Origin of the sequence: Paenibacillus thermotolerans (assembly GCF_028745515.1) — a bacterium.
Classification (GTDB): Bacteria; Bacillota; Bacilli; order Paenibacillales; family YIM-B00363; genus Paenibacillus_AE; species Paenibacillus_AE thermotolerans.
In genome coordinates, this window is record NZ_JAQZSG010000001.1 from 29,563 (window position 1) to 42,712 (window position 13,150).

Annotated in this window: 11 protein-coding genes; 2 read left to right on the plus strand and 9 right to left on the minus strand. The window is 53.2% G+C overall.

The annotated features are described in order from the left end of the window. Window positions 1–2: 2 nt before the first annotated feature. The 3 genes from PT964_RS00150 to PT964_RS00160 all read right to left on the minus strand — a co-directional run bounded on the left by PT964_RS00150 (window position 3) and on the right by PT964_RS00160 (window position 5,004). Complete coding sequence (locus PT964_RS00150) at window positions 3–2,966, minus strand: extracellular solute-binding protein (protein WP_274361278.1); 2,964 nt, start codon at window positions 2,964–2,966, stop codon at window positions 3–5. Between the two features lie 67 nt (window positions 2,967–3,033). After that, window positions 3,034–3,915, minus strand: coding sequence for a sugar phosphate isomerase/epimerase family protein (locus PT964_RS00155; protein ID WP_274361279.1), 882 nt, complete (start codon window positions 3,913–3,915; stop codon window positions 3,034–3,036). Window positions 3,916–4,017: 102 nt separating this feature from the next. Continuing rightward, a complete protein-coding gene (locus PT964_RS00160) occupies window positions 4,018–5,004 on the minus strand; it encodes a zinc-dependent alcohol dehydrogenase (protein ID WP_274361280.1) in 987 nt (328 codons plus the stop codon). A gap of 249 nt (window positions 5,005–5,253) precedes the next feature. Here PT964_RS00160 and PT964_RS00165 point away from each other — a divergent pair, with 249 nt between their 5' ends. Further along, window positions 5,254–6,093, plus strand: a complete 840-nt coding sequence (locus PT964_RS00165) for an alpha/beta hydrolase family protein (protein WP_274361281.1) — start codon at window positions 5,254–5,256, stop codon at window positions 6,091–6,093. A 256-nt stretch (window positions 6,094–6,349) separates the two neighbouring features. Here the strand turns inward: PT964_RS00165 and PT964_RS00170 are convergent, their stop codons facing one another. The 5 genes from PT964_RS00170 to PT964_RS00190 are packed head-to-tail and all read right to left on the minus strand — an operon-like array spanning window position 6,350 to window position 10,316. Then, window positions 6,350–6,526, minus strand: coding sequence for a YezD family protein (locus PT964_RS00170; protein WP_274361282.1), 177 nt, complete (start codon window positions 6,524–6,526; stop codon window positions 6,350–6,352). Window positions 6,527–6,542: 16 nt separating this feature from the next. Beyond that, window positions 6,543–7,604, minus strand: coding sequence for a sulfate/molybdate ABC transporter ATP-binding protein (locus PT964_RS00175; protein ID WP_274361283.1), 1,062 nt, complete (start codon window positions 7,602–7,604; stop codon window positions 6,543–6,545). Between the two features lie 6 nt (window positions 7,605–7,610). Continuing rightward, window positions 7,611–8,423, minus strand: a complete 813-nt coding sequence (cysW, locus tag PT964_RS00180; protein ID WP_274361284.1) for a sulfate ABC transporter permease subunit CysW — start codon at window positions 8,421–8,423, stop codon at window positions 7,611–7,613. Continuing rightward, a complete protein-coding gene (cysT, locus tag PT964_RS00185) occupies window positions 8,420–9,241 on the minus strand; it encodes a sulfate ABC transporter permease subunit CysT (RefSeq protein ID WP_425262642.1) in 822 nt (273 codons plus the stop codon). Before cysT ends, cysW begins: the two co-directional genes overlap by 4 nt. Before the next feature lie 43 nt (window positions 9,242–9,284). Continuing rightward, window positions 9,285–10,316: a sulfate ABC transporter substrate-binding protein gene (locus PT964_RS00190; protein ID WP_425262643.1), complete on the minus strand. Its 1,032-nt coding sequence runs from the start codon at window positions 10,314–10,316 to the stop codon at window positions 9,285–9,287. A 436-nt stretch (window positions 10,317–10,752) separates the two neighbouring features. Here PT964_RS00190 and PT964_RS00195 point away from each other — a divergent pair, with 436 nt between their 5' ends. Then, complete coding sequence (locus PT964_RS00195) at window positions 10,753–12,105, plus strand: multi antimicrobial extrusion protein MatE (RefSeq protein WP_274361287.1); 1,353 nt, start codon at window positions 10,753–10,755, stop codon at window positions 12,103–12,105. Window positions 12,106–12,174: 69 nt separating this feature from the next. Here the strand turns inward: PT964_RS00195 and PT964_RS00200 are convergent, their stop codons facing one another. Beyond that, window positions 12,175–13,149, minus strand: a complete 975-nt coding sequence (locus PT964_RS00200; RefSeq protein ID WP_274361288.1) for a glycoside hydrolase family 113 — start codon at window positions 13,147–13,149, stop codon at window positions 12,175–12,177. Between the last annotated feature and the right edge of the window lies 1 nt (window position 13,150).

The window sequence follows — 13,150 nt, forward strand, 5'->3', positions numbered from 1 at the left end:
TCCTATTCTCCGGGCGCCGTGGTCGGAAGCCCGAATTCTACCCGCTTCTTGCGAAGTTCGTTATTGATTTCCTTGACTCCGTCCTCCACCGCCTCGCGGCGGTTTTTTCCGTTCAACACGATTTCGTTCCATATATTCGCGATATGGCGTGTCGTATAATATCCGCCGAGCACGACCTCGCGCTCTTTAAACCATTCCCACTGCTCCATAATCGCGTCGATATCCTTCGAGGGCCACGGCAGCCGCTGCAGCGCCTCGACGTTCGCCGTATTCCACCGCGCTTCTACGCCGATAATCGATTCCAGCTCGCTGCCGAACCGCTCCTGCACGTCAGCGCTGGTCCACCACTTGAGAAATTCCCACGCTTCTCGCTCCATGCCCGTATTTTTGAAAATCATCCCGGTTTGCGCCGAGCCTCCCGTGGAGCGGTTGATTTTTCCGTCGGGCTGCCGCACCCCGGGGGTCGGCTTCATTTCCCACCAGCCGGAAAGCTCCGGCGCCGCCGTCGAGAGCAGCACATATGTCGAGTAATCGGCGACGCCGATCGGCATCTCTCCGGTGCGGAAGCGATTGTAGAAGTTCGCGTCCTTATTGATCTTGTAGTTCGTGTACAATCCGGTCCACATCTTGACCGCTTCCAGCGCCTCCGGCGAGTCGAGCGCGGACCGCTGCCCGTTGTCCCGGTAATACTCGCCGCCGTATTGAAACAGGAACGGCGAAAATTCGTTGATCGCAAGCTGCGGCGCATTGGATGCGTGCGGATAGTAAAAATCCATGCCGTTCTGCTGCAAAATCGGAATAATGTCCAGCACTTCATCCCATGTATCCGGAATTTTATCGATTCCCAGCTCATTCATGATGTCCGTACGATAAAACAGCATGGTGAAGTTTTGGTTTTCCGGAAGGGCATAATCCGCGCCGTTATACCGGTACGGAATGAGAGCGCCGGGACGAAAGCGCGCCGCGACCTCCGGGTAGTCGGGAAAGTCGTTCAGCTTGACGATGGCGTTACGAATCGCGAAATCGATCGGAATTTCCGGCTCCACTCCGAGCGCCGCATCGGGCTGACGGCCGGAAGTCGTAGAGAGCATCAGCAAATTCATCGCTTGAGCCGGAATGACGTTAATGTTCACTTTGATACCCGTTTCAGGCGTAAAATCCTCATCCGCCATCTGTTTAATAATCTCGACCCAATCCCGTCCGCGGGCGACCCACACCTCAAGCGTCTTCTCGTCCTTGTCCTTGTAAACGTTGCCGATGCTGCTGTAATCCTTTTTGAAGGAAATAAGGAAATCGTTTACTGTGTACCAAAGCTTGACGAGCAGGTTCGCCTCCGCTTTCGGCCACTTCCGATCCGGCGATTTTACGATGATATAGTCCAAATCGAGCGCTTGCTGGCTTAACGCGGAAATCCATACGCCGAGCGACGATTGGGTATCCGTCATCGAGGCCAGCCGTCCCGGAATCGTATTCACGTCTTCCGCCATGTTGAGCAGCTGATCGCGGGCGATCCCTAGCTGTCCCAGCTCCGCGCTCGATTTGTCGACACCCATGCCGTACAGCATCTGCATCGAATCGTCCAGCGACTTCGCCATCAGGTGCAGCCGAGGGATCAAATTCGGGATATGCCGCTCAAGCTCCCAATCCCGGTTCGGGTCGGGATTTGTGCCGGTATATAGTATAATCTCTCGGGTTAGGAGCGACATTTTGCGGGATACGTCCTGCACCTTCTCGAACACTTCGCCCAGCGAGCCTACCTGCACCTCCATCCGGATTCGATGGGTACCCTTCTCCAAATAGAACAAGAACGGGTCTTCCCTGGAACCGAGCGGTTCAACCTGCCAGTTCTCCTCGTACGGGAACGCTGCATTGTTCAGCTCCTTGAACGGAATCCGGCCGTCGATGCTTACGATGCGCTCGACCGGTATTCCGTTCAGCCACCAGCTGCCAAAGCGGAAGCCGATTTCGTACAGTCCGCTTTCGGGAACCTCGAACTCCCATTCGGCCCATTGCCCGCCTCTTTTCCATGCAAGATCGCCGAATGCGTTCAAAGAGACGCCATTCTTGTTATAAGGCTCGGTAAGCGGCTCGCGGTTTTGAATTCTTCGCAGCGTCGGGTCGGACTTTAGCACCGCGCTTTCCGCTTGAATCTTTATAAAGCGGTCTGCCGTCACCTTATAACCTTTTGACTTGTATTCCGCCGCAACCTTCGAATATGCGGGAAGACGGACAGGAGAAAATATGTCGATGCGACCGATCGCCGCCGGCTCGCGAATGGCGTTGATTCGAACGGTATGCTGTCCTTCCGTCAAATAAAAGCGGAACGGCTCGGACACTTTGGCGTCCATATCGCGGAATTCCCGGTATTGCCATCCGAACGCTTCTTCCTGGCGAGGATTGTATTCGTCGCCTTGATTGTCCTTCCACGGCTCCCCGGCTTCCCGCCACATCCGTTGAAATTCCATCTTTTTCAGTTGAAAAAACGGATATTCGCCGTCGATTTGGACGCTTCGGATGACGGAGGCTCTCTTTCCTTCAAGCGCGTAATAGCTCATGCCCATTTGATAAAATCCGGTAACCGGAATGTCTACGGTATATTCCGCCCAGCTGTCCTCCGACTCGAGTACGAGCGAGGCTTCGGTGCTGCCGCCCAATGCCGCCTCTGTCCGAACCCCCCGATCGCTGGTTTTCGAAAATTTCGTCGCAGGAATGACGATTTCGATTCCTTCGGTGTCTGCGGCACCTTCGGTCTTTGCGGCTGCCAAATAAGTGTAGTAGGAGGGTTCGAGCTTCGAGCGTACGTCGTCTTTTGACAATACGGATTCTTCGTCGATTTGCCCGTAATCCGGAATGTCCGCCATCACGCCGCCGTCAAATCCGCGCGATTGGTACCAATATCCTGCAGCGGCAATGACGACGGTTAAGACGAACAGCCGAACGATGGCCTTGCGAATGGCTGCCTTCACGCTTACACCCTCCCGTATACAACTTGGCGTTTGAAATAAAAACGTTTTCACTGTAAATTAAAAATTTTTAGTTTATCTTTGCAAAAACGGAGTCTAGCGCAGCCTTCGTTCGGACCGCCACCGTCTTCGGATCCAGCTTCGGAAGCTCCGCGCTGAATGTCTCTACCGATACATAGCTGTCATAGCCTATCGTTCTTAGTGCATTTAGCATTCCGGTTAAGTCGATGATTCCTTCTCCCGGCAGGAGCCGCTCGTTGTCGATTTGCTCGTCGGCCGGCTTATCGGGGGCGTCATTAATATGTACAAGAACGATTTGATCGGGTGTCAGCGACAAAATATCGTCGATCGTCGCATGCGAGGTAAACCAGTGAAAGCTGTCGAAAAGTACTCCGACGTTGGGCTGGTCGATCGCTGCAGCAAGCTCCAACATTCCCGGAAGCGTATGAATGAACTCGTGTTTCATCGTCCGCGACGTTTTCGGACCGACCCATTCCAGTCCGAATGTAATATCGTAATGATTCAACAATTTGGCGCATTCGCGAAGTCTGCGAATAAACCGGCTCGTATATTCCGCCACCGGTTCGTCCGTCGAAGGCAGCAACCAGGTGCAGCAGCGCGTCGAGCCCAATTCTCGCGCAAGCTCCGCCAGCGCCGGCAACTGCTTTAGTTCCGCTTGGAACGTCTCCTCGTCTTTGCGGAATTCGACCGGAAGGCCGAACACGCCAAGTTCCAAACCTCTGGATGTTAACAGCTGCTTCGCCTCTTCTACCGATTGTTCCCGGGCAACTTTCGCGAACGGAGGAATATAATAATCGATCGCCGGAAATCCGCCTGCAGCCGCTGCATCCAAAAAATCGACAAACGAAACGTGGAAACCGGGGGTCACCGGGTTAAACGTTGGAATCATGATCATCAGCTCCGATCGGATGAATTCTCTTATTCGGTTCATGCCGGAAAATCCTATTACGCCATTTGTAAGCCCTTTCTTTTGTTACTACATTGATATGCCTTCAGCCGTGAGTTATGACGTATTGTAAAAACGTTTTTATTTTTACTCCCAAGGCTTGAGCAATATTTTAGCGCTTTGCTGGGCTGCCGCCGCTTCGAACGCCGCTTGAATGGCGCTCATCGGGAATACGTGCGATACTAACTTTTCAACATTCGAAGAGCGTCGGATTACCTGAAGCAGTTCAGGGTACACGTTGGTGTTGTAATGCCAGGAGCCGATCAAATGAATTCCTTTGCGGAGCAAATCTCTGCTAACGACGACAGGCGTTTCCGCGTGGCTTTCGCCGACGAACGCCACCTTGCCTAAACGGCGAACCGCATCGATGCAAAGCCGATGGGCGGAAACCGCTCCGGAGCAATCGAGAGCGTAATCAGGGCCTGTTCCTCCGCACAACTCTGCGATTTGCCGCAAAATGTCGGGATCACTCGGGTCCAATACCGCCGCGGCGCCCATGTCTTTCGCGAGCTGTGCCCGGTACGGATTGGATTCTACGGCGATGACTCTTGCATTCCGAAACGTTGCATTGACGACCGCGCCGAGACCGACCGGCCCGAGCCCGGTAATCAGCACCGAATCGAAGGCGTCCACTCCCATCGTATGGAACGCGCCGAACGACGGGCCTAACCCGCACAGTGCCAAAGCGGCTTTCTCATCGGGAATGTCATCGGGTATTTTCTTAACGAGCAGCGCATGCTTTGCTATGTATTGAGCCATTGCGGCGTCGTGCATCGTGTTTTTGTTGCAGTAAATGAAGCTGCCGGTCAAGCACAACTCGCATTCCCCGCAAGCGGTAAGCGGCATCGCCACAACCCGGTCTCCGGAACGGAACATGCCCGAATTCGATTCGACGACTTCTCCGACCGCTTCGTGACCGAGACAGTCCGTTTTGCTCCCTGAAATAAACCCTTTGTACTCCGCGCACATCGGTGCAACCGTCACCTTAATCAGCACTCCGTTTTCCGGCGTCTTCGGCATTTCGGCATCCACTAATCCGGCTAATCGTTCTCCAACAATTGCAGCTCTTTTCATCCTCGTTCTCCCCCTTACAAGCAGCTCGTTTAGGCTTATCCTTATTTGCCGGCGTTTCGAAAGCGCATTCAATTTATCATCTGTAAAAACGTTTACCGTAATATTTACAGACATTATACTGAATGGGCTACCAAGAAAAATGTCGAAAATTCTGAAAAATAAAAAATATTTTTACGAGGCGATTTTTGAATTGTGCGGTAATCGAGGTATAGTAGCTTTAACCGATTTTTTTATTGAAAGAGGACCGTCATGATCTATCACGTCACCTACTTGTCGGACGGATTCAAGGTTAAGGGGTACCTGGGACTGCCGCCCGAATATATATTTCAAAGCTCCGGCGTAAGCGAGCTCGTTCGCAGATGCTTTGCGCATACGGACGCCCATCTACCGGTTTCGCTCACGGCCTGCTCCATTCGCTCCGGCACGGATATCGCAGGTGCGAAGCTGCCTGCATTCCTTTACTGTAGAGGCGGCATCGGAAAGGTAGGCATGGTCAAACAAAATTGGGTGGAGCAATTCGCCGGATTAGGTTATGTCGTATTCGCCCCCTCCTACCGCGGCAACGAGGGAGGCGAAGGACGCGATGAATTCGGAGGCGCCGAGCAGCAAGATGTGCGGGCTGCTTACGATTTGCTTCGAAGCCTGCCGTTTGTCGACTCGGAGCGAATTTCCGTGATGGGATTTTCCCGCGGCGCGATTAACGCGGCTAAGGCGGCGGCGGAAATCGAGGGTATTCATAAATTGATTCTTTGGGGCGGCGTATCCGATTTGGTCAAGACTTACGAGGAAAGAGTGGACCTTAGAAGAATGCTGAAGCGCGTCATCGGCGGTACGCCTTCCAACAACCCGGAAGCATACAAAGCCCGCTCCCCGCTTTATTGGGCCGACCGGATCCGCTGTCCGGTTCTCATTGTGCACGGTACGGTGGATCAACAGGTCGATATCAGCCACGGCGAGCGGATGTACGACCGGTTGCTGCAGCTCGGCCGGGACGTGTCCATGCACCGATACGAAGGTTACGGACACCACATGGCGCTGCAGGTTCACGAGGCGGCCGTCGAACGGATGGTCGATTGGTTGAAGACATAGACGGCGGGGTTTGTAGCACTAAATACTCTTATGCTCTTGCTGACACCACCCTTTAATCGAGGCGGTCGGTCATGCGGCGGGGACAGCTAGTTTGGCAGTGTGGCGGCTGCAGCGGAATAAAGTGCCGTTCGAGGCGGTCGATCATGCGGCGCGGTGGAGTGCAGCGGGTGAAGCTAGAGCATCCGAGGCGGGTCTCGTGCCCGGTGACCCGGGGTTAGCACCAAATATTGGTGCTAACGTCCCTCGGGCATAAGCTTTACTTTTGCCGCTGGCTGCGTTCGCGTTCCGTATCGTATCTGCGTCTCTCCGTCCGTTCGATTTGGACGATGTTTCCCTCATGCACAATAATATGAACGCTTCCGAATCTCATGTTTTTCAACGCATCCTTGATTCTTTCCACCCAAACGTCGTCACCTTCGGCAAAATGCTCCATAACCTTCTCTCCTCCCTTATATGGTCAAAGCTTGCGGCTGCAGCTTGTTGTTTACAACGCTTCTTCCGGATTCGTCGAACCGAAACAGCCGTTCGACATAGACGTCTACCGGTTCGCCTTTTGCAATAATCCCTTCCTCGATCGGAAAGTACCCGAACAATGTAGACGTTCCGATGCTAAGCTCAATCTTAAGTTTGTCTCCGCCGAACGTAACGTCCGAAGCCTCGCACCGCATCCAAGGATACGGCCGAAGACGGCCGATGTCCGCCGGCTTTTCAAGCCGAACGGCATCGGGCCGAAGCAGAGCCGTTCCTCCTCCGGCAAGGGCGTCTTCAAAGCCGTAAATGACGGTCCCCTCTCGAATCCAAGCAGAATCCCCGATGAACGATGCCACAAAAGGCGTTGCCGGCTGCCTGAAAATTTCAATCGGCGCGCCCGATTGCTCCAGCCGTCCTTCGTGAATGATTAAAATTTGATCCGCCAATTCCATCGCTTCTTCTTGATCGTGCGTTACAAATAATGTAGTAATGCCGATCCGCCTAATCATCTCCCGCAGCCATCCCCGAAGCTCCTTCCGGACCTTTACGTCCATGGCGGCAAACGGCTCGTCAAGCAGCAGCAGCTCTGGCTGCGGGGCGATCGCGCGGGCAAATGCGACCCGCTGCCGCTGCCCGCCGGATAATTGGCTCGGATAGCGGTTTTCCAGTCCTTTCAACCCGATCAACTCCAACAAGTCGTGAACGCGCCCGCGAATCTCCTCCTTTTTCTTTCTTTTCACCGTCAAACCGAAGGCGATATTGTCAAACACGGTCATGTGACGGAACAGCGCATAATTTTGAAAGACGAACCCGATGTTTCGCCGCTGCGGCGGCACGCCGTCCATCCGATGGCCGTGGATCGCGATCGTCCCGGAGTCCGGCTGCTCCAAGCCCGCGATCATCCGCATGAGCGTCGTTTTTCCGCCGCCGCTGGGCCCGAGCACCCCGACAAGCTTCCCTTGCTCGATGCCGAAAGTGACAAAATCGGTCGCGGTATAGCCGCCGAACCGTTTCGTCAGGCGCTCCACTTCGATGTGCATCGTCCGTCAACTCCCCTTCCCAAGATATTTCCAATCGTTGACGCTTTTCGCCGCCAATGTAATTAGCGCCATGGCGACGAGCAGAACCGAAACCGCAAACGATGCGGCAAACTGATATTCGTTATATAAAATTTCAATGTGCAAAGGGAGTGTGTTTGTGAGCCCCCGGATATGCCCCGATACTACGGAAACGGCGCCGAATTCCCCCATCGCCCTTGCGTTTGCCAAAATCATGCCGTAAATGAGTCCCCACTTGATGTTCGGCAGCGTAACCTTCCAGAACATCCGCAGACCGCTTGCCCCAAGCGTTGCGGCCGCCTCCTCTTCCTGCGTGCCTTGGGATTGCATCAATGGGATCAACTCTCTGGCGACGAACGGAAACGTTACGAATATCGTAGCCAAAATTATACCCGGCACGGCAAAAATAATTTGAATCCCCCGCTCCGCAAGCCAAGGTCCGAAAAAGCCTTGAGCTCCGAACAACAGCACGAACACTAATCCGGATATGACAGGCGAGACGGCAAAAGGTAGGTCGATCAACGTTGTCAGCAAGCCTTTGAATCGGAAAGGAAATTTCGTGATCGCCCATGCAGCCGCCACGCCGAACAACGTATTGCAAAACACCGCCGCAGAAGCCGCGGCCAGCGTCAGTTTAACAGCCGACAAGGCATCCGGATCGGAAATGGCGGCGGCAAACACGGAAGTCCCTTGCTTGAACGCTTCAACAAAGACGGTAACGAGCGGCAGAAGAAGCATGAATGCAAAGAACAGAAGTGCGGCCGTGATTAACAAACCCCGTGTAACCTTTCCATTCGTCATCGCTTCGCAACCCTCCATTGCAGCCAATTAATGAGAAACAGCATCAGAAATGAAACGACAAGCATAACGGACGCGATGGCCGTCGCCTCGGCAAACTGATACTGCTCCAGCTTTGTAATAATGAGCAGCGGAGCAATTTCCGTCTTCATCGGCATATTGCCGGCAATAAACACAACGGATCCGTATTCGCCGATCCCCCGCGCCAGCGCCAGAGCAAACCCTGTAATCAACCCGGGCAGCAGCTCCGGAAAAATCACTTTCCGAAACGTTGTCCACGAGCCGGCTCCAAGCGTCGCGGAAGCTTCCTCCATCTCTTTCTCCAAGTCCTGTAAAATCGGCTGCACCGTACGAACGATAAACGGAAGCCCAACGAACATGAGCGCCAGCGTAATGCCTAAAGGCGTAAATGCGATTTTGAAACCGAACGGTTCGACAATCGATCCGATCCACCCGTTCTTGGCGTAGATGGACGTAAGCGCGATGCCCGCCACTGCGGTAGGCAGCGCGAACGGCAAATCGACCATGGCATCCACGATCTTCCTTCCCGGGAAACGGTAACGGACGATGACCCAAGCGAGCAGCAGTCCGAATACGCTGTTGATCAGCGCCGCCGCCAGCGCCGTACCGAAGCTGATACGATATGATGCCAATACCCGCGGATGCGTGGCCGCCGCCCAAAATTGCTCCGCCGATAAACCGGCGCTTTTGATAAACACGCCGGCCAGCGGAATAAGAACGATCAAGCACAAATAAAACAGCGTAAAGCCTAAAGATAATTTATAACCCGGTATAACTCTCTTCGTAGATTTGTTATTCAACCGGAGCACCCCGATCTTTCTTTGTAGCATTACTCATTTCATATCATTGCGGAGTATATATCTGATCAAAAATTCCTCCGTCGCTGAAATGCTTGCTTTGAGCTTCCGTCCAGCCGCCGAAATCGCCGTCGATCGTCAGCATGTCGATTGCCGGAAACTGATCGGCAAATTGTTCCGCCACCGAAGCTAACGTCGGACGGTAATAGTTTTTGGCGGCGATCGTCTGGCCTTCCTCCGTGTACAAGTAGTTCAAGTACGCCTCCGCGACCTCTCTTGTTCCGTCCACATTTTTATCTACGACGGCAACCGGCGGCTCCGCCAAAATGCTGATCGTCGGCACGACGACTTCAAACTCGTCTTTGCCGAGCTCGTTTAGCGACAAATACGCTTCATTTTCCCAAGCAATCAATACGTCGCCGATTCCGCGCTCAACGAATGTCGTGGTGGAGCCTCTTGCGCCCGAATCAAGCACGGGCACATTTTTGAACAGTGCGGCCACGAACTCCTTCGCCTTCTCCTCGTCGCCGCCGTTTTTGCGGAGCGCGTACCCCCAAGCGGCTAAATAGTTCCAGCGGGCGCCGCCCGACGTCTTCGGATTCGGCGTAATCACCTCAACGCCGTCCTTGATCAAATCGTCCCAATCCTTGATCCCCTTCGGATTCCCTTTGCGGACAAGAAACACAATCGTAGAGGTGTAAGGCGAGCTGTTGTTTTCAAGCTCCGATTGCCATCCTTCTTCAATGAGTCCCGCATTGCGGATTTCGTCGATATCGTACGCGAGCGCCAACGTTACGACATCCGCCTTCAGACCGTCGATCACCGCCCTGCCTTGCTTGCCGGAGCCGCCGTGCGACTGTTTGATTACGACCTCCTGATGCTGCGTCTCCTTCCAATACTTCGCGAATGCCGCATTGAATTGTGCATACAACTCTCTCGTAGGGTCATAAGAAACATTCAACAATTCGACTTTAGGCTTCGATTGAGCGGTCGGTTCTTCCTTTGCTGAAATCGCGCCGGAAGCGGATTGTTTCTCATTCGTTCCGCATGCCGTCAACACCATAAGTAATGCCATCATCAACCAGACCACCGGACGGAAACTTCTTATCATTCTCTTTTACACTCCCTCAAGGTTTAGTTAAGCGCGGTTCCTTGCTGCGGGTATAAAAAAAACATAATCACATAGGAACGGCGCGTGATTATGTCTCCAGTGGTCCGGTCGACATTATTAATACCCATAATTCCAATTGGTTCAGTGGGTATTATGTTCATTTTTTACCATGTTTCATCCCGTACTGTCAATAGCATATAAGAAAATTTTCAATTATTTATATGTTTTCCTTATAAATCGCTCACTGCCTTTCCTTTATCGGATTTCCATGCCCACGAAAACACCATATTCCCATCCGTTTAAAATGGTGACAACTGCCTAAACCGCCATAATGGACCATTTCATGATACAATGATGGAATGAAAACAACGCATGAATGATTGCGAACCGGAGGAAGCTGCCAATGTCCGCTCAAACGATCCGCCAAACCGAGAAGCTGCCAACCGGACAGTCGCGTACGATGGCGACGTTGATCGCCTTTTTCCTGCCGCTCGGTCTTTCCTCCTGTTTAGTTACGATCTCGCACGTCATCATCAATGCCACCTTATCGAAGGCGGCGCATCCCGAATTGATCATTGCGAGCTATGCGATCGGAAACAGCTTGTTTCTGCTCACGGAACGGCCGGCCGTACTGGTCAGGCAAACGTGCTCCGCTTTAGTCAGAGACCGTCTGTCGTTTCGGGCGATGTCGGGGGTTACTTACATCCTGATCGCGTCGACCGTCGCTTTCGGCGCGGTCGTCAGCTATACCCCTGTCGGCTACTTCATTTTCCGCTACTTGTACGGCATCGGGGCGGAAAAGGTTCCCGCCGTCTTGGAAGGGTACCGCTTCTTTATGTGGGTTAGCGTGTTTTCGGCCATGCGCTGCCTATACCACGGCGTCATTATTACCCATATGCGGACGAAATGGCTCACGATCGGCATGGCCGTACGACTCCTCGGCATGTTCGCGTTATCGCAATATTTTATACATACGAATCAAGTGAACAGCGCGTCGGTCGGTGCGATTATATTTGCATCGGGCATGTGCATTGAAATGCTGGTCAGCTCGATTGAGGGGAAATCTCTTGTCCGCAAGCTGCCCGAACGGCTGGAGCGCCACACGGTTACGAGCAAAAAGCATATTTTCGGTTTTTATAAGCCGCTGCTGTACTCCTCATTCATCGCCGTTACGATACAGCCCGCCGTCAATGCGCTGCTGGGCAAAACTTCGAATATCGAGCTTGCCGTCGCTTCCTTCGCCGTTGCATCGAGTCTGTTCAACCTGGTCATGAGCTTTTTCACTTATATCCATCAAATTGTCTTGAACTTTTATAGCGGCTCGCCCGAGCTTGTCCGTAGATTTCAAGCGATTGTCAGCGTAATTCCTATTGCATTGCTGGCAGTCATCAGCTGGACTCCGCTCGAAACGATCATATTATCCGGCATCCTTGGGTTGCAGGGAAATTTGCTGACTGCGACAGCCGCCGTGCTCAAAGCGTATTTATTGCTTGCCGTCGTTCTGCCCTGGCTTGACTTCGGCAACGGCATGCTAATGCTCCTCCGAAAAACAAACATCTTCGTTTGGTCGCAAATCGCCAACGCTTCATTCGCAATCGTTACCCTTGTCTCTTTAGTCGCCGCGGTACCGCATTGGAACGGATTGATCGGCGTTTTTGCCGTAACGGCGGGCTTTACCGGGGAATTATCGATCGTCTGGACGGCCATCTACAAGCAGAGGAAACAAAAACTTAATAACATTAATATTAAACTATAAAAAATAAGACTGGCAGCAGTCGCTTAACTAGTTTTATTTTTTATTCTATTAATAATTTATATAATTAAATTACGCTTGCTTTGCGTACCATTGCTCCACTATTTCCCCGGCCTTTTTCCCGTAAATATCAAATCCCCGGTTGGTTTTGGCCTGTTCCAGCGGGTACAGCTTTACGCTCCAATCCCACCAAAAGAAGCCTCCGAACCAAGGCTGATCCCAGAATACTTTAAGCACGGAGCTGTAAAAGTTCACCTGCTCCTCCTCGTCGAAAGGAAGGTCCCGATGCGTAAAATCCCACGGCATCGTGGCGCAGCCGTGCGCGCTGCGGCAGCCGATTTCCATAAAGACGACCGGTTTGTTGAATTTGCGGTGGAGACGCTCCATCTTCTCGCGTACCGGCAGCCACTTGGCGATCATGTTTTCCTCCGTGTCGCCGGGAACGCTTCCGACCGGATAATAAGCACTCGTACCGATTACGTCCACCGCATCGAACCACGCCACGCCTTCCTCTTTCCCGTGATTTGCGTTATAGATCAGCGGTCCGGAAAAAGCTTCCCGAACGCGGGCAATCGTAGAACGCCACCGCTCGGACTGCGGCTCCGTCTTCACCATTTCGCAGCCGACGCAAAACATCTCGCAGCCGAGCTCCTCGGCAAGCTCCGCATAGTGGACAAGGAAGTTCGTATACGAAGCGAACCACTGATCCCAATACGGATGCGAGGCGCTTTCCTCCGCGGGGAAGCCGATATGCGCCCGCCAAATCCCGTCCCGCGAGTTCACGACCGGCTTCAAGCAAACCTTGAGCCCAAGCCTCTTCGCTTCTTGCACCGCAGCGGTCAAGTCGCGGTCCGTCACCGTATAGCCGTAATCGAACGGAATCGATGTGGAATGAACCGAATCCTGCCACGTCCAAAACGACAGCGCCACCCATTCGCAGCCCATCTCCCGCAGCTTCTTCAAGGAATCCGCCGCCTCCGGCGTCCGGTAATCGTTGCGCTTGCCTCCCCAGCCCCACGTCATCCCTTTAATAAACAAGTCCCTCATC